The organism is Corallococcus sp. CA047B (assembly GCF_003612065.1).
GTDB classification, from domain to species: domain Bacteria; phylum Myxococcota; class Myxococcia; order Myxococcales; family Myxococcaceae; genus Corallococcus; species Corallococcus praedator.
The window spans coordinates 67,534-86,817 of sequence record NZ_RAWD01000002.1 but is presented as its reverse complement, the minus strand read 5'-3'; the positions used below and the strand labels follow the sequence as shown (position 1 = coordinate 86,817).

Here is a 19,284-nt window from a genome sequence, read left to right as displayed (position 1 = left end):
CAGGCCTCTCACCCGCCCCGCACCATGGCACCTCTCTCCGCGCGAACCTCCCCAGCCGCGACCCTCCTGGAGCTGCTCGAAACCCGGGCCCACGCTCTCGGAGAACGGCCCCTCTACACCTTCCTGGAAGATGGCGGGGACGATGAGGTCCTGAGCCATGCCGGGTTGGACCTGCGGGCCCGGCGCATCGGCGCCGCGCTCCAGTCACTGGCGAAGGCGGGCGAGCGGGCGGTGCTCCTCTACCCGCCGGGCTTGGAGTACGTCGCGGGCTTCTTTGGCTGCCTGTACGCCGGGCTGGTCGCCGTGCCCGCCTATCCCCCGGACCCCACGCGCCTGGATCGGACGCTGCCCCGGCTGCGCGCCATCATCCGCGACGCCCGCGCGAGCGTCGTGCTCACCACGTCCTTCATCCAGGAGATGGGTGAGGGGCTCTTCGAGGGTGCCCCCGAACTGGCGGCCCTGCGTTGGGTCGCCACCGATGCGCTGCCCGAAGGGACCGAAGCGGGCTGGCGGCGCCCGGCTCCCACGTCGGACACGCTGGCCTTCCTCCAGTACACCTCCGGATCCACGGGCGATCCGAAGGGCGTACAGCTCAGCCACGGCAACCTGCTGCACAACCTGGGATTGATCTCCCACGCGTTCGAAGTCCGCTCGGACAGCGTGGGTGTCATCTGGCTGCCGCCGTACCACGACATGGGCCTCATCGGCGGAGTGCTCCAGCCGCTGTACGCGGGCTTCCCCGTGGCGTTGCTGTCGCCGCTCGCGTTCCTTCGCCGCCCTCGCTTCTGGCTGGAGTCGCTGTCCCGCTTCGGTGGCACCATCAGTGGCGGTCCGTGCTTCGCCTTCGACCTGTGCGTGCGCAAGGTGCCTCCTGCGGAGCGCGAGGGCCTGGACCTTCGACGATGGGAGCTGGCGTTCTGCGGCGCGGAGCCCATCCGCCCGGAAGTCATGACGCGCTTCGCGGAGGCCTTCGCGCCTTCGGGCTTCCAGGGCCAGGCGTTCTATCCCTGCTATGGGCTCGCGGAGGGCACGCTGATCGCCTCTGGCGGGCGCAAGGGGGAGGGCGTCCTCACCCGCACCTGGGACTCCGCGGCGCTGGAGCGCAATGAAGCCCTGGAGGCCCCTGAAGGCTCCGGTGCTCGTCCGCTGGTGGGGTGTGGCCGGACGCTGCCGGATCAGACGCTGCTGGTGGTGGACCCGGAGACGCGGCGACCGTGCCCCCCCGAACGGGTGGGGGAGATCTGGGTCTCCGGCCCGAGCGTGGCCCAGGGCTACTGGGAGCGACCCGAGGAGAGCGAGGCGGCCTTCGGCGCGCGCCTGGCGGACTCAGAGGATGGGAGGCGTTTCCTGCGCACCGGCGACCTGGGCCTGATGCGGGACGGTGAGCTGTTTGTCGCGGGTCGCCGCAAGGACCTCGTCATCCTGCGCGGCCGGAACCTGCACCCTCAGGATCTGGAGTTGACGCTCGAACGCAGTCACCCCGCGTTGCGGCCCGGCTGTGGCGCGGCGTTCTCCATCGAGGTGGGCGGCGAGGAGCGGCTCGCGGTGATGTACGAGGTGGATCCTCGCAAGCCGTGGACAGCGGACGACGTGGTGGGCGCCGTCCGCCGGGGCCTGTCCGAGGCGCACGAGGTGCAGCTCCACACGCTCGTCCTGATTGAGCCGGGCGCTCTGCCCAAGACGTCCAGTGGGAAGATCCAGCGGCGAGCCTGTCGGGCGGAGCTGCTCGCGGGGACGGCTCGGGCGCTGCTGACCTGGCGCGAGGCGGACGCGGAGGTTTCCCTCGGGGAGGGAAGTGCTCCCGTTGTCGCTGCCGAACCGGTCACCGTGGAGGAACTGGAGACGTGGCTGCTGGCGCGGATCGCCTCGCGGCTCCGCGTGCGTCCGGAGACGCTGGCTCGGGACGTGCCCATCACGTCCTTCGGTCTGGACTCGCTGGGCGCCGTGGAGCTTGCGAATGACGTCGAATCCCTGGGCACCGTTCTGCGCATGGAGGTCCTGCTCCAGGGGCCTACCGTGGCGCAGCTCGCGCGCACGGTCTTCGCGGCGCGTGGCGATGCAACTGGCACGGGACTGATCCGCGCGGAGGAGGGGACGCCCGCTCCGCTTTCGTCCGCGCAGCAGCGGCTGTGGCTCTTCGAGCAGTTGGAGCGTGGGAGCCCCGCGTATCACCTCCCTGCGGCGGTCCGGCTCACGGGAGCCCTGGATGACGTGGCGTTGGAGCGTGCCTTCGCAGCGCTCGTTCTTCGGCACGAGGCGCTTCGGGCGACGTTCCGTGAGGAGGATGGCACTCCCTGGCAGGTGACCGCTTCTGAACCGGCTTCTTCATTCCGGCGTGTGGATCTCCGCGAGCTTCCGGTAGGGGACCGCGAGGCGGCGGCACTCCAGGTGGCTCGCGAGGAAGCGCGTGCTCCCTTCGACCTCGTGCGCGGGCCGCTGCTCCGGACCACGCTGGTCCAACTGGACACGCGCGAGCACCTGCTCATCGTGGTGATGCATCACCTCGCCTCCGACGGAGCCTCGTTTGGCATCCTGGCCCGGGAGTTGAGCGCGCTCTACGGGGGCGGGACTTCGCTGGCCCCTCTGTCCTTCCAGTATCCCGACTTCGCTCGCTGGCGGCGGGAGCGTGAGACGGACAGCGCGCTGGCCGCTTCGCTCGACGGATGGAAGGCGCGGCTGGCCGGTGTTCCCGTCGCGCTGGAACTTCCGACGGATCGTCCTCGTCCACCCACGCCGTCCTACCGTGGTGGCCGCGTGGCGCTGAATCTTCCGGAGTCGCTCACGGCCCGGCTGGAGGAACTGGGCCGCAGCGAAGGCGCCACGTTGTTCATGACGCTGCTGGCGGCCTTCGAGGTGCTGCTCGCGCGTCACTCGGGCCAGGAGGACTTCTGTGTCGGGACCCCCATCAATGGGCGTGAGCGGGCTGGACTGGAAGGGCTGATTGGCTGCTTCCTCGACCTTGTCGTCCTTCGCGCGTCCCTCTCCGGAGCATCTTCCTTCCGTGAGGTGCTGGGGCGGACCCGAAAGGTTGCGCTCGACGCATTCGCCCACCGCGATGTTCCCTTCGAGCGGTTGGTGGAGGCCCTCCAGCCCGCGCGGGACCGCACCCGTGCTCCACTGTTCCAGGTGTTGTTCGTGCTCCAGCCGGAGCCCGGTGCCGGACTCGCGCTGCCCGGTCTGGACGCCCGTCGCGTGGACATCGATCCTGGCGCCACGCCCTATGACCTGACCCTGTCCCTCGCTCAGGGCGCGCAGGGTCTGGACGGATGGCTCGAGTACGCCACGGACCTCTTCGATGCGGACACCGCGGCTCGGCTGGTGGCTCGGCTGCGCGTGCTCCTGGAGTCCATCGTCGCGGATGCGGATCAGCGGCTCTCCTCGCTTGCGCTCCTGCCAGACCCCGAGCGCCGTCAGGTGCTGCTGGATTGGAACGACACGCGCACGGACTTCCCGGATGCGTGCCTCCACACGCTCATCAAGGCCCAGGCCGCGCGTACTCCCGAAGCTGTCGCGGTGGTGTGCGGTGACGAGGTGCTCACGTACCGGGCGCTGGACCGGCGGGCCAACGCGGTCGCATGGCGCCTGCGTGAACAGGGCGTCGGGCCGGAGTGCATCGTTGGCTTCTGCGCGGACCGCTCGGCGGAGCTGGTGGTGGGGCTGCTGGGCATCCTCAAGGCGGGTGGTGCGTACCTGCCGCTGGATCCCTCGTATCCCGAGGCCCGGCTCGCCCTCATGCTGGAGGACTCCGGCGCTTCGGTGGTGCTCGCGCACCGGCATCTGGCGGGAGCACTCCCGTTCGGTGGACGGACCGTGGTGCTGCTTGATGCTCCGGGGGAGGCGGACGCGGCGCCTCCTTGTGGTGTGGGGCCCGACAACCTCGCCTACGTCCTCTACACCTCCGGCTCCACGGGCAGGCCGAAGGGCGTGCTGATTCCGCACCGCAACGTGGCCAGCTTCTTCACGGGCATGGACACGCGCGTGGGCGCCACGCCGGGCACCTGGCTCGCGGTGACCAGCGTGTCCTTCGACATCTCCGTGCTGGAGCTGCTCTGGACGCTGGCGCGTGGCTTCAAGGTCGTCGTGCAGGGAGAGCAGGGGAGCCTGGGGGCCGCACCTCGCCGGGCGACCCGTTCGCGTCGCAAGCCCTTGGGCTTCAGCCTCTTCTACTTCGCCGCGGACGAGGGTGATTCGGGCGCGGAGCGCTACCGTCTGCTGCTGGAGTCCGCGCGCTTCGCGGACCGCCATGGCTTCGAGGCGGTGTGGACGCCGGAGCGTCACTTCCACTCCTTCGGTGGGCTCTATCCCAACCCCTCCCTGACGGGCGCTGCCCTCGCCGCCATCACCGACCGCGTGGCCATCCGCGCCGGCAGCGTCGTCCTGCCACTGCACCACCCGGTGCGCGTCGCGGAGGAGTGGTCGCTCGTCGACAACATCTCCAGGGGGCGCGTGGGCATCTCCGTGGCTCCGGGCTGGAACGCGGATGACTTCGTCCTCGCTCCGGCCCGGTATGCGGACCGTCGCGAGCAATCGCGCCAGGACCTGGACACCGTGCGGCGGCTTTGGCGTGGCGAGGCCCTGAGCCTGCCCAACGGCACTGGCAACCCGGTGGAGATTCGGATCCGACCGACTCCCGTGCAGCGGGAGCTGCCCGTGTGGCTCACCGCCGCCGGCAATCCGGACACCTTCCGCGAGGCGGGCCAGCTGGGCGCGGGCGTGCTCACGCACCTGCTGGGCCAGCGCTGGGAAGAACTCAAGGAGCGCATTGCCCTGTACCGAGAGGCCTGGCGCGAGGCGGGCCATGAGGGCGAGGGCCACGTGACGCTGATGCTCCACACGTTCGTGGGGCATGACCTGGAGCGCGTGCGCGAGACGGTGGAAGGTCCTCTGCGCCGCTACCTGAGCACCTCCGCGGATCTGATGCGCGGGCTGGGGCGGACGCTCGGGCTCGATCTGGATCCGGCTTCTGTTCCTCCGGCGGATCTGGAAGCGCTCGTGGGGCGCGCCTTCGGGCGCTTCTTCGAGGGAGCCGGGCTCTTCGGCACTCCGCGCACCTGTCGTGAGCAGGTGGCCCGGATCGAGTCGCTGGGCGTGGATGAGGTCGCGTGCCTCATCGACTTCGGCGTGGACACGGACGCGGTGCTCGCCAGCCTGCCCGCGCTGGATGCCGTGCGGCAGCGCTCCGAGCGGGACTTCCTCCTCCAGGCGCAGGACGGCGGCACGGTGACCGCGCAGCTTGAGCGTCACGGTGTCACCCACTTGCAGTGCACTCCCTCGCTGGCCCAGGCCCTGCTGCTGGAGCCCGGTGCAACGGGGGCGCTCGCGGGCCTGGAGCGGCTGATGGTGGGAGGCGAGGCGCTTCCGCCCGAGTTGGCGGCACGGCTGCGCGACACCGTGGGTGGTGCCCTGATCAACATGTACGGCCCCACGGAGACCACCATCTGGTCCTCCACGCATCGTGTGGACGGTGCGCCGGGGCCGGTTCCCATTGGCACGCCCATCGCCAACACCTCGCTGTACGTGCTGGATGCGGCGCTCCTGCCCGCGCCCATCGGCGTGCCCGGTGAGCTGTTCATTGGCGGTGCTGGAGTTGCCCGGGGCTACCACGCTCGGCCGGAGCTGACCGCCGAACGCTTCCTGCCGGATCCGTTTGGCGGCCACCCCGGTGCTCGGATGTACCGGACGGGTGATCGCGCGCGGTGGCGGTCGGATGGGACGGTGGAGTTCCTGGGGCGCGTGGACCACCAACTCAAGGTCCGTGGCTTCCGTGTGGAGCCCGGAGAGATCGAGTCCGCGCTGGTTCGTCACCCGGGTGTGGCGCAGGCGGTGGTGGTGGCTCGGGAGGATGTGCCCGGGAGTGCCCGGCTGGTGGCGTATGTCGTGCCCGGGCCGGATGCGGCGCTTTCGGTGGAGGCGCTGCGAGCCTTCGCCCGGCGGTCGTTGCCCGAGCATCTGGTGCCCTCGGCGGTGGTTGTGCTGGAGGCGCTCCCGCTGACGCCCAATGGGAAGGTGGACCGCAAGGCGCTGCCTGCTCCGGAGGGCGCCCGTGACGTGGCTCGCGAGTACGTGGCGCCTCGGACGGAGACGGAACGTCGCGTGGCGGAGCTGTGGGCCTCGCTGCTGGGAGTGGAGCGGGTTGGCGTGGAGGACGACTTCTTCGCGCTGGGCGGGCACTCGCTGCTCGCCACTCGCGCTGCGTCCCGGATCCGCGAGTCGTTCGGGGTGGACCTGCTCCTGCGCGAACTCTTCGAGTCCGCGACCCCAGCAGCACTGGCCGCGCGCCTGGATTCGCTCCCCCGGGTGATGTCTCGCGTGCCCCCACTGGTGCCTCGCGCGCACGAGGGTGCGCTGCCCCTGTCGTTCGCCCAGCAGCGGCTGTGGTTCCTGGAACAGCTTGAACCGGGCGGTGCCGCCTACAACGACGCGGTGGCCGTCCGCGTGGAGGGCTCGCTCGATGCGCAGGTGCTGGAGCGCTGCCTCCGTGAGGTGGTCCGGCGCCATGGGGTCCTCCGGGCCACCTTCCGTGACGAGGATGGCATTCCCTCGTGGCGCATCGCTCCCGACGCTCGGCTCTCGCTGACTCGGGTCGACTTGTCGGCGCTCGCTGGCTCTGCCCGTGCGGATGCGCTTTCACGGCGGACGCGGGAGGAGGCCCTGCGGTCCTTTGACCTCGGCTCGGGGCCGCCGCTGCGGGCCACGCTGATCCACCTGGAAGCGAGGGAGCATGTACTCCTGCTCGTGCTGCACCACCTGGTGACGGATGGCGCGTCCCTGGGCGTGCTGGTGCGCGAGGTGGCAGCGCTCTACCGCGCCTTCTCCGAGGGCAAGGGTTCGCCGCTGACGGAGTTGCCGCTCCAATACGTGGACTACGCGGCGTGGCAGCGTGCCTGGCTTCGCGGCGAGACACTGGAGGCCCAGTTGTCGTACTGGCGGGCCCGGCTGGACGGCGCGCCCCGGGCCCTGGAACTGCCCACGGATCATCCGCGTCCCGCGGTGCGCAGCAGTCGCGGCGCGAACCGGAGCGTGCTCCTGGGCGCGGAGCTGTCGCGTGGGCTCAAGGCGCTCGCCCAGCGCGAGGGTGCTACGCCCTTCATGGTGTTGCTGGCGGGCTTCTCCGCGCTGCTGTCCCGTGAGGGAGGTCAGGACGACCTGTGCGTCGGCACCCCGGTGGCCGGTCGCGACCGGACCGAGCTGGAAGGGCTCATCGGCTGCTTCGTCAACACGCTGGTGCTCCGGGTGTCACTCGCCGGGGAGCCTTCCTTCCGGGAGCTGATTGCCCGGGCTCGGGAGACGGTGCTGGGCGCCTTCGCGCATCAGGACGCGCCGTTCGAGGAACTGGTGAAGGCGCTCCAGCCCGAGCGCGACCTGGGCCGCAGCCCGCTCTTCCAGGCCATGCTCGTGCTTCAGGAGGACCCCCTGCCGGAGATCGCGATGCCGGGCCTCCGGCTGCGCGTCCTGGAACAGGAGAGTCACACGGCGAAGTTCGACCTTCGGCTCATCCTCACGGACACCGCGGAGGGCTTCGTCGCGAACCTGGAGCTGAGCACCGACCTGTTCGAGCCGGACACCGCTTCGCGCCTGCTGGGGCACCTGCGCGTGCTGCTGGACGCGGGCGTGCGCGATCCCGAGCAGCGCGTGCGCGACCTGGCACTGATGCCTCCAGAGGAGCAGCACCGGATCCTGGTGGAGTGGAACGACACCGTGCGCCCCCGTGCGGAAGGGGACGTCCTGCACCGGCTCATCGAGGCGCAGGCGGACCGCACGCCGGATGCGGTGGCGGTGAGCTTCGAAGGCGAAGCACTCACGTATCGGGAGCTGGACCGGCGTGCGAACCAGCTCGCGCATCACCTGCGTACCCTGGGCGTGGGACCGGACCGGTTGGTCGCGCTGTGCCTGGAGCGATCGCTGGAGATGGTGGTGGGGTTGCTCGGCATCCTCAAGGCGGGCGGGGCTTATGTGCCGCTCGACCCGGAGTACCCGCGCGAGCGGCTGGAGTACATGCTCGCGGACGCGGCGGCACCGGTACTGCTCACCCAGGCTCGGCTCGCGGCGGGACTGCCTCACGGCGGCGCGGCGGTGGTGTGCCTGGACTCGGATTGGGAGGCGGTGGCGCGCGAGGGTGCGGAGCGTCTCGACGTCGCGGTGGAGGGCAGGGGACTGGCCTACGTCATCTACACCTCGGGCTCCACCGGACGGCCCAAGGGCGCGATGAACACGCACGCGGCCATCTGCAACCGGCTCCACTGGATGCAGGAGGCCTACGCTCTGGACGCAAGTGACCGCGTCCTCCAGAAGACGCCGTTCAGCTTCGACGTCTCCGTGTGGGAGTTCTTCTGGCCGCTGATGACGGGCGCGCGGCTGGTGCTGGCTCGGCCCGGAGGCCACCGCGAGCCCGCGTACCTGACGGACACCATCAATCGCGAGCGCATCACCACGCTGCACTTCGTGCCGTCCATGCTCCGTCCCTTCCTGGAGGAGCCGTCGCTGGCCGAGTCCTGCGCCAGTCTGAGGCGCGTGTTCTGCAGTGGCGAGGCGCTGGCTCCGGACCTGCGCGATCGCTTCTTCGCGTGCGTGGGGGCGGAGCTGCACAACCTCTACGGCCCCACGGAGGCCGCGGTCGACGTGACGGCGTGGACCTGCGTGCGCGAGGACCGGAGGCCTCTTGTTCCCATCGGACGTCCCATCGCCAACGCGCGGATGTATGTGCTGGATGCACGCCTGCGTCCGGTGCCGACGGGCGTACCAGGCGAGCTGTTCATCGGGGGCACTCCGCTGGCGCGCGGCTACTGGCAACGCCCGGAGCTGACCGCCGAGCGCTTCATCCCGGATGCCTACGCCTCCATGCCGGGCGCGCGGCTGTACCGCACGGGTGACAAGGCACGCTTCCTGGCGGATGGCTCCATCGAGTATCTGGGGCGGCTGGATGACCAGGTGAAGGTGCGCGGCTTCCGCATCGAGCTTGGGGAGATTGAAGCGGTGCTGTCCCAGCACCCGGCCGTGCGGGCGGCGGCCGTGTCGATGCGAGAGGACATCCCGGGGGACCGGCGCCTCGTGGCGTACGTGGTCTCCTCGGAAGTTCCGGCTTCGGAGCTGCGCGCCTTCCTGGTTGAGCGGTTGCCCGAGCACATGGTGCCCTCGGCCTTCGTCACCCTTGATGCGCTTCCACTGTCTCCCAGCGGGAAGCTGGACCGCCGCGCGCTCCCCGCGCTGGAGCGGGGCCCGCTCGCTGGCGGTGAGGACTTCGTTGAACCCCGGAGTGAACTGGAGCACCAGCTCGCGCGCATCTGGGCGAGCGTGCTGGGGGTGGAGCGCGTCGGGGCGAATGATCGCTTCTTCGAGCTGGGTGGAGATTCCATCCTCGCGCTGCAGGTGATTGCTCGCGCACGGCAAGCGGGCATCCACCTCACGGCGCGGCAGCTCTTCCAGTCTCCGACAGTGGCCGGTCTGGCCCAGGTGGCGGTGAGCGCCCGACGCGCGGGCGAACAGGGGCCGGTGGTGGGCCCCGTTCCGCTCACGCCCATCCAACGGTGGTTCCTCGAACGCGAGCTGCCCGAGGCGCATCACTTCAACCAGGCACTGCTGCTGGAGACGCGCGAGCCCGTGGACGCCGAGGTGCTGGCTCGGGCGCTGCGGGCCCTCGTGGACCATCACGATGCGCTCCGGATGCGGCTGACCCTGAACGCTGCGGGCTGGGAGCAGGCGTGCGCGGAGCCTGGACGTGAGGTTCCGCTGCGTCAGGTGGACCTGTCCAAGCTGATGGAGTCGGAGCAGGCCGTGGCGATGGAGCGCATCGCCACGGAAGCGCAGGCGGGGCTGGACCTGGGCGAAGGGCGTCTCGTGCGCGCGGTGCTGTTCGACCGGGGTGCGGGGCTGACCGGCCGTTTGTTGCTGGTCATCCACCACCTCGCGGTGGATGGCGTCTCCTGGCGCGTGCTGCTGGAGGATCTGGAGACGGCGCTGCGCCAGCTCGGTGGTGGCGGGTCTGTGGCGCTTCCGGCCAAGACGACTTCGTTCCAGGCATGGGCACAGCGGTTGGAGGCGCATGCGGCGTCGTCGGCCCTCGCGGAGGAGCTGTCCTTCTGGCGCGAGGAGCTGGGCGCGGACGTGCCCCTGCTTCCCCGCGACCTTCCGGACGGGGTGAATACGCAGGAGTCGGAGCGCACCGTCACGGTGGCGCTGGAGCCCGCGGTGACGCGTGCGCTGCTGCGGACTTCGGCCTCCGGACCGCGTCCTGGCGTGGAGGATGCGCTGCTCGCGGGCGTGGCGAGGGCGCTGGCGTGGTGGACCGGCGGTCGCCGGCTGCGCATCGACGTCGAGGCCCACGGTCGCGAGGAGCTGTTCGAGGACGTGGACCTTTCGCGCACGGTGGGGTGGTTCACCGCGCTGTATCCCGTGCGGCTGGAACTGCCGGAGGGTTCGGAGTCCGTGGCGGTGCTCGAACGGGTCCGTGCCGCACGTGAGCGCCGGGCGGGCAGGGGCCTTGGGTTCGGCCTGCTGCGCTACCTGCGCCACGGTGACGATGTCGCGCCGCTGCGGGATGCGCGCGCCTCTTCAGAAGTTCTCTTCAACTACCTGGGCCAGCTTGATTCCGGCACGCGTGACACGGCGCTGTTCACGCTCGCCTCCGGATCCATCGGCGCTTCTCAAGGAACGCGTGGCCTGCGGAGCCATGTGCTGGAGGTGGTGGCCCGTCTGATTGGCGGTCGCCTGGAGTTGACGTGGCACTACAGCGAGGCGCTGCACGCGCGCGGGACCGTCGAGACCCTTGCTCAGGACTGCGTGCGGGCGCTGACGGAACTCGCGGAGCTGGGCGAAGAGCGCTACCCGCTGTCGCCTCTCCAGCACGGATTGCTGTTCCAGGTGTTGCTGGAGCCCGGCACGGACGCGTACTTCGAGCAGCTGAGCTGGACGCTCGCAGGTCCTCTGGATACCGACGCGTTGCGGAACGCGTGGGATGCGGTCATCGAGCGCCACCCGGCACTGCGGACATCTTTCCTGTGGGAAGGCCTGGAGGAGCCGCTCCAGGTGATCCACTCGCGCGCGGAAGTACCCTGGTCCGAGGACGACTGGCGCGGTCTTTCCTCCGAGGATCAGTCCCGGGCCATGGCCATCTTCCTGCGCCAGGACCGGGCGCAAGGCTTCGAGTTGTCACGTGCGCCGCTGATGCGTCTGGCACTGGTCCGCCTTGGGAACGACGTCTGGCGGTGTGTCTGGAGCTTCCACCACTTGCTGTTGGACGGGTGGAGCCTGGCGCGGGTGCTGGGTGAAGTGCTCGACGCGTACGCGGTGAATTCGCGTGGCGGGACCTGGCGTCCGCCCGCCGTGGCGGACTTCCGCGCCTACTTCGAGTGGCGGGGTCGGCGCAGCCCGGAGCAGGAGGCCTCCTTCTGGCGGGAACAGCTCGCTGGCATCGACGCTCCGACGCCATTGCCAGCGGAGGGTGGCTCCGCGAACGAGCGCGACCCGGGCGAACACGAACTGGCACTGAGCGAAGCGGAGACCACCGCGCTCCAGGACTTCACGCGTCGCCACCGGCTGACGCCGAGCACGCTGGTCCACGGCGCGTGGGCGCTGTTGCTGTCCCGGTATGGCGGTGGGGAGGATGCCGTCTTCGGGACGACGCTCGCGGGACGGCCCGCGGAAGTGCCGGGCATCGAGGAGGCCGTAGGCCTGTTCATCCATTCGCTTCCCGTGCGTACCCGCGTCCGGCCTGCGGTGGGACTGCTGCCCTGGTTGCGTGAACTCCAGTCCGTGTTGGTGGAGCTGAACCAGCGCGAGCCCGTCCCGCTCACCCGCCTCCAGGGATGGAGCGAGGTGCCCCGGGGCACGCCGCTCTTCGAGAGCCTCCTCGTCTTCGAGAACTACCCGGTGGATGCGGCGCTCGCGCGAGGCGTGGCCGGGCTGGAGGTGCGTGACGTCACGGTCTTCGAGCGCACGCACTATCCGTTGACCGCGGTGGCGCTGCCGGGCCGCTCGCTGCGCCTGAAGCTGCAATACCGACCGGAGCGCATCCGGGGCGACGCCGCCGCGAGGCTGCTGTCGCACTGGCGCACGCTCCTGCAGGAGATGATCGCCAGGCCGGAGCAGCGGCTCGGTGACGTGTCGCTGCTGTCCCAGGTGGAGCGCCACCGTGTGCTGGTGGAGTGGAATGCCACGGCGACCGCGTATCCGCGCGAGGCCACGGTGCATGGGCTGTTCGAGGCGCAGGCTGCCCGGACGCCCGACGCCCTCGCGGTGGTCTACGGCGGGAGCTCGCTCACGTATGCCGGGCTGGACTCGCGGGCGAACCAGGTGGCTCACCGGTTGCTCGCATTGGGCGTCCGGCGCGGCTCCACCGTGGGCCTCTGCGTGGAGCGCTCCGTTGAGCTGGTCGTGGGGATGCTCGGCATCCTCAAGGCCGGTGCGACCTATGTGCCGCTGGATCCGGCGTATCCGCGCGAGCGACTGGCGTGGATGCTCGCGGACGCCGGGGCCCAGGTGCTGCTCACCCAGGAAGGGCTGCGGGATGCGCTGCCCACGGAGGGCGTGCGGGTGCTCGCGCTGGACGGTGATCCAGCGCTGGAGGACGCTCCTGCGACGGCGGTCACCACGTCCGGAGCGGGCCCGGACGATGCCGCGTACGTCATCTACACGTCCGGCTCCACGGGGACGCCCAAGGGCGTCTGTGTCTCGCATCAGGCCGTGGTCCGGCTGGTGGTGGAGACGGACTTCATCCATGTGGTGCCGGAGGACCGCGTGGCGCAGGCGTCCAACGCCTCGTTCGACGCGGCCACGTTCGAGATCTGGGGCGCGCTCCTGAATGGTGCGCGCGTGGTCGGCGTGGACCGCGAGACGGCGCTCGCACCCAGGGCCTTTGCCGCGTGGCTGAAGGACGAGGGCATCCGCGTCCTCTTCCTCACCACGGCCTGGTTCAACCAGGTGGTCGCCGAGGCGCCGGACGCCTTCCGTGGTCTGCGGCAGCTCCACTTCGGTGGCGAGGCGGTGGACCCGAGGCCCGTGCGCCAGGTCCTTCGCGATGGGCCGCCCGAGCGGCTGCTGCACGTCTACGGTCCCACCGAGAGCACCACCTTCTCCACGTGGCACCTCGTCACGGAGGTGGCGGAGGGGGCCACTTCCATTCCCATTGGCAGGCCCCTGGCGAACACGGTGCAGTACGTGCTCGACGCGTCCATGACCCCGGTGCCGCCGGGCGGAGTGGGGGAGCTGTGGCTCGGCGGAGATGGGTTGGCCCGAGGCTACCTGGGACGCCCGGAGCTGACGGCGGAGCGCTTCGTGCCGCATCCGTTCAGCACGCGCCCCGGCGCTCGGCTCTACAAGACGGGCGACCGGGTCCGGCTGCTGGACGATGGCGCGGTGATGTTCGTGGGCCGCGCGGACACGCAGGTGAAGGTGCGTGGCTTCCGCGTGGAGCCAGCGGAAATCGAAGCGGTGTTGCTGCGCCATCCGTCGGTGCGGCAGGCGGCCGTGCTCGCGCGAGAGGACTCGGTGGGCGGATCGCGTCGGCTCGTGGCCTATGTCGTGGCTTCGGCGGACGACGCTCCGGTGACTTCGCTCCTGCGCGCCTTCCTCGGCGTGCACCTGCCCGCGTACATGGTTCCTTCCGCGTTCATGGTGCTGGAGCGCTTGCCGCTCACGCCCAACGGCAAGGTGGATCGCCGCGCGCTGCCGGACCCCACCGGATCCGAGTTCGCGAATGATCCGACCGTGGACTTCATCGCGCCCCGGGACCCCGAAGAAGAATGGGTCGCTGGGCTCCTGAGCGAACTGCTCGGTGTCTCCCGCGTCGGGGCCCACGACAGCTTCTTCGACCTGGGCGGTCACTCGCTGCTGGCCACGCGGGTCGTCGCGCGGATCCACGCCCACTTCGGCGTGTCCCTGTCGCTGCGTGAGCTGTTCGATGATCCGACCGTGGCGCGGCTGGCCGAGCGCATCCGTGTCGCCCGGAGGTCCATCGGGTCCGAGCGTCCGCCGCCCATCGTCCGCGTGCCCAGGAACGGGCCCCTGCCGCTGTCCGCGATGCAGGAGCGCCTGTGGCTGCTGGAGCAGCTCCAGCCGGGGACGGCCCTCTACAACGTCCCCTGGGCCGCGTGGCTCACCGGGGCGTTGGACGTGTCCGCGATGGAGCAGGCCCTGTTTGACCTGGTCCTCCGTCATGAGGCGCTGCGGACCACCTTCTCGAGCCATGCGGGTGAGCCGGTACAGGTCATCCACCCGAGCGTGGCGCTGTCCCTGCCCGTGGTCGATCTGCGGGGCCTGCCGGAGACGGAGCGCGACGCCCAGGCCCTGCGCGCCGCTTCGGAGGAACTGCGCCGTCCGTTCGACCTCGCCCACGGGCCGCTGATCCGAGCCCTGCTGGTCCGCACGGACGAGCGTGCGCACCTGCTGGTCCTCACGCTGCACCACATCATCTCCGACGGCTGGTCCCTGGGCGTGGCCGTCCGGGAGCTGTCGACGCTGTACGGGGCACGGCTGCGCGGCCTGGCCTCACCATTTCCCGAGCCCACGCTCCAACCCGTGGACCATGCGGTGTGGCAGCGCGAGTGGCTCCAGGGTGAAGCCCTCACCGCGCAGGTCGGTTACTGGCGGAAGCAACTCGCGGGGGCGCCCGCGGTCCTGGAGCTGCCCAGGGACTTCCCCCGTCCTGGCCTCCAGCGCTTCCGGGGGGACCTGCTGCCCGTGCACATTCCTGTCCGACTGTCGGACAGGTTTCGCGCCCTCTGCGTCCGCGAGGGCATCACCCCCTTCATGGGCCTGCTGGCGGCGTTCCAACTCTTGCTGTCCCGTGTGTCGGGCCAGGAGGATGTGTGCGTGGGTTCGCCCATCGCCGGACGGCAACAGCCCGGGTTGGAGGAGCTGATCGGCTTCTTCGTCAACACGCTGGTGCTGCGCTCGCGCCTGCCTCGGACGCTCACCTTCCGTGAGCTGTTGCGGCAGGTGCGGGAGACGACCCTGGATGCGTACGCCCACCAGGACGTGCCGTTCGAGAAGCTGGTGGAGGCCCTGCATCCGCCCCGCAGCCTGAGCCACGCGCCGCTGGTGCAGGTGGTGTTCGCGCTTCAGGAGGGCACACGGCGCGATGTCTCGCCCGAGGGGCTGGCCTTGCGCCCCGTGGAACTGGGCTCGGGCACGGCGAAGTTCGACCTCACGCTCTCCCTCTCCGACACGCCGGAAGGGTTTGGGGGAACGCTGGAGTACGACGCGGACCTCTTCACTTCGGAGACGGCCGCGCGGCTGATGAAGCAGCTCCAGGTGCTCCTGGAGGGCGCGGTCGCGGACCCCGGCCAGCGTCTGGGCGAGCTGCCGATGATGGACGCGGCGGAGCGCCAGCGCGTGCTCGTGGAGTGGAACGACACCGCGGTGGACTACCCCCGTGAGGCCTGCCTCGCGGAGCTCTTCGAGGCGCAGGCGGCACGCACGCCCGACGCGGTGGCGGTGGAGTGCGAGGCCTCGCGGTTGACGTACGGCGAGCTGGACCGGCGGGCGAATCAGCTCGCGGGTTACCTGCGCAAGCGCGGCATCGGGCCGGGGACTCCCGTGGGCCTGGGCGTGCAGCGCTCGCTCGAACTGGTGGTGGGGATGCTGGGCATCCTCAAGGCAGGTGGTGCGTACGTGCCGCTGGACCCCACCTATCCGCGCGAGCGGCTGGCCTTCATGGTGGAGGACTCGCGTCTGCCCGTGGTGCTGGCGCAGCGGTCGGTGCTGGAGCTGCTGCCCTCGGGGAGCGCGGCGGTGGTGCTGCTGGACGAAGCCTGGAGTGAGGTGGCGCGCGAGTCCGAAGCCTCGCCGCAGGTGACGGTGCCCGCGGAGTCGCTGGCGTATGTCATGTACACGTCGGGCTCCACGGGACGGCCCAAGGGCGTCTGCGTCCCGCAGCGCGCGGTGTCGCGGCTGGTGCTGGGCTCGCGGTTCGCACGGTGGGGACCGGAGGAGGTCTTCCTCCAACTCGCGCCCATCTGCTTCGACGCCGCCACCTTCGAGCTGTGGGGGGCGCTGCTGCACGGCTCGAAGCTGGTCCTCTTTCCTCCCCAGACGCCCACGGTGGACTCGCTCAAGGATGTGATCACTCGCCACGGAGTCACCACGCTGTGGCTGACGGCCGCGCTCTTCGAGGCCATCAGCGCCGCGAGGCCGGACGCGCTGGACGGAGTGCGGCAGCTGCTGGCGGGCGGAGACGTGCTGCCTCCGACCGTGGTGCGCGAGCGGCTCGCACGCGGTGGCGTCCTGATCAACGGCTATGGGCCCACCGAGGGCACCACCTTCACCTGCTGCCATGTGATGGAGGGCGCCGTCACGGACGGAGCCATCCCCATCGGCCGGCCCATCGCGAACACGCGCGTGTACGTGGTGGACGGTGGCTTGCTGCCGGTGCCCGTGGGCGTGCCGGGCGAGTTGCTCATCGGCGGGGACGGTCTGGCCTGGGGCTACCAGGGACGGCCAGAGCTGACGGCGGAGCGCTTCGTTCCGGACCCCTTCGGGACGGAGGCGGGCGGGCGGCTGTACCGCACCGGCGACAGCGTGCGCTACCGCGAGGACGGGACGCTGGAGTTCCTCGGACGGCTCGACGCTCAGGTGAAGGTGCGCGGCTACCGCGTGGAGCCGGGCGAGGTGGAAGAGGCGCTGCGCACGCACCCGGCGGTGGCCGAGGCGGTGGTGGTGGCCCGGCCGGACCCCGCGGGTGGCAAGCGGCTGGTGGCCTACGCCGTGCCCAGGGCAGGGGAGATGCTGGAGCCTCGCGTGCTGCGGGCCTTCCTGGCGGAGGCGCTGCCCGAGTTCATGGTGCCTTCAGCGCTGGTGCCGCTGTCCGCGCTGCCGCTCACCCCGGTGGGCAAGCTGGACCGCGCGGCGCTGCCGGAGCCGGACGTGGCACGCCCGGCTGGGAGCACGTTCGCGGAGCCGAGCACGGCGCTGGAGCGCCAGGTGGCGGAGCTCTGGGCGAAGGTGCTCGGCGTGGAGCGGGTCGGCGTGGAGGACCACTTCTTCGCGGACCTGGGCGGCAGCTCCATGTCCGTGGTCAAGGCGTGCGCATTGCTGCGCGACACCCTGAAGCGCGACATCCCGGCGACGCGCTTCTTTGAACATCCCACCGTCCGCGCGTTCGTCATGTCCCTGGAGCGGGACGGCGAACCGGCGGCGGACACCCAGGACAACGAGGCCCACGTGGATCGCGCCCAGCAGCGGCGGCAGGCGATCCGGCGGCAGGGCCGGCGAGGAAATCACGACAATGACTGAGGCAGATGACGTGCAGGGCGAAGACACCGGCAACGACATCGCGGTCATCGGCATGGCCGGCCGCTTCCCGGGCGCTCGCGACCTGGGGGACTTCTGGAACAACGTCCGAGGGGGCGTGGAGTCCATCTCGTTCTTCTCCGAGGCCGAGCTGGAGCGCTCGCCGCTCATTCCGGAGGAGCTGTGGAAACACCCGCGCTTCATCCGCGCAGGCGGCATCCTCGAAGGCGCGGACGGCTTCGACCACGGCTTCTTCGACATCCCCCTGCGCGAGGCGCAGTGGATGGATCCGCAGCAGCGTGTGTTCCTCCAGTGCGCCTGGGCGGCGCTGGAGGACGCGGCGTATGACCCCACGCGCTACAAGGGCCGCATCTCGCTCTACGCGGGCGCGGGCGCTTCGGGCCACCTGCTGAACCTGCTGAACGAGGCGCGCAAGGACCCGGGGGCCGGACTGGAGCTGGCCACCGCCGGCCCGGAGAGCCTGGCGATGAAGGCGTCCTTCAAGCTCCAGCTCCGGGGCGAGAGCATCGCCGTGTACACCGCGTGCTCCACCGGCCTGGTCGCCATCCACATGGCCTGCCAGAGCCTGCTGACGCGGCAGTCGGACATCGCGCTGGCCGGCGCGGTGCGCATCGCCAGCCCCCAGCGCACGGGCTACCTGCACCAGGACGGACTCATCTTCTCGCCGGACGGTCACTGCCGCGCCTTCGACCATCAGGCCGGGGGCACCGTCGCGGGCAACGGCGTGGGCGTGGTGGTGCTCAAGCCGCTCGCGGACGCGCTGCGGGACGGAGACCACATCCACGCGGTCATCAAGGGCTCCGCCGTCAACAACGACGGCCAACAGAAGGTCGGCTACACCGCGCCGAGCATCGAGGGTCAGACGGAGGTCATCGCGGATGCGCTGGCCTACGCGGGCCTGGAAGGTGACGACATCAGCTACGTGGAGGCCCACGGCACGGGTACGTCGCTCGGGGACCCCATTGAAATCGCCGCGCTGACGCGGGCCTTCCGCAAGACGACGGAGCGCACGGGCTTCTGCGGCATCGGTTCGCTCAAGACGAACCTGGGGCACCTGGACGCGGCGGCCGGCGTGGCCGGGCTCATCAAGGTGGTGCTGTCGCTCCAGCACGGCGAGCTGCCGCCGAGCCTCCACTTCGAGCGCCCCAACCCGGAGATCGACTTCGAGCGCAGTCCCTTCTTCGTCAACACGGCACTGAAGCCCTGGCCGCGAGGCGATGCACCGCGCCGCGCGGGCGTGAGCTCCTTCGGTATCGGTGGCACCAATGCCCACGTGGTGGTGGAGGAGGCGCCTCCGGACGCGGTGAGCCCGCGCAGCCTTCGACCGCGGCACGTGGTGACGCTGTCCGCGCGTACGCCTTCCGCGCTGGAGGCGATGGCGCGCGAGCTGGCCGCGCATGTGGAGGCCGCGCCGGGGTTGTCGCTGGCGGATGTGGCCTTCACGCGCAACGTGGGCCGCCGCGCCTTCGAGCATCGCCGCGCGGTGGTGGCGGCGGACGGGGCCGAGCTGGCGGAGCGACTGCGCAAGCCCGCGACGGTGGAGGCGGGTCGCAATCGCCGGGTGGCCTTCCTGTTCCCGGGGCAGGGCGCGCAGGCGGTGGGCATGGGGCGCGAGCTTCATGCCGCCGAGCCGGGCTTCCGCAAGGACGTGGACGCCGCGCTGGGCCGATTGGAGCCGTCGCTCGCGGCCGAGGTGCGTGCGCTTCTTCTGCCCGCCGAGGGTCAGGAGGAGTCCGCGGCCCGGAAGCTCTCGGATCCGCGCGTGGCGCTTCCCGCGCTCTTCATCGTCGAGCACTCGCTGGCCCGGCTCTGGATGTCCTGGGGCGTGAAGCCCCATGCGCTGTTGGGGCACAGCTACGGCGAGTACGCGGCGGCCTGTGTGGCCGGCGTGCTGTCGCCCGAGGACGGATTGCGGCTCGCGGTGGTTCGGGGCGCGCTGATGGCGCGGTTGCCTCCCGGCGCGATGCTCGCGGTGGGGCTGGAGGAGGCGGAGGTGCTTCCGCTGCTCGGGGACGGGCTCGCGCTGGCGGCCGTCAACGG

2 protein-coding genes (1 of these 2 only partly in view) are annotated in these 19,284 nt (G+C 70.8%); both read left to right on the top strand.

Annotated features, from left to right (window positions below; translation table 11 throughout):
* Window positions 1-24 precede the first annotated feature (24 nt).
* A complete protein-coding gene (locus tag D7X74_RS00725) occupies window positions 25-17,226 on the top strand; it encodes a non-ribosomal peptide synthase/polyketide synthase (RefSeq protein WP_120530957.1) in 17,202 nt (5,733 codons plus the stop codon).
* Window positions 17,219-19,284, top strand: partial view of a non-ribosomal peptide synthetase/type I polyketide synthase gene (locus D7X74_RS00720; RefSeq protein WP_120530956.1) — the 5' portion only. The gene runs 12,487 nt beyond the window's last position; the window shows 2,066 of its 14,553 coding nt (coding positions 1-2,066); the start codon lies at window positions 17,219-17,221; the stop codon falls past the right edge of the window. Before D7X74_RS00725 ends, D7X74_RS00720 begins: the two co-directional genes overlap by 8 nt.

Coding starts and splice junctions, on each gene's coding strand:
- D7X74_RS00725 (WP_120530957.1), top strand. CDS start 25: ATGGCACCTCTCTCCGCGCGAACCTCCCCAGCCGCGACCCTCCTGGAG.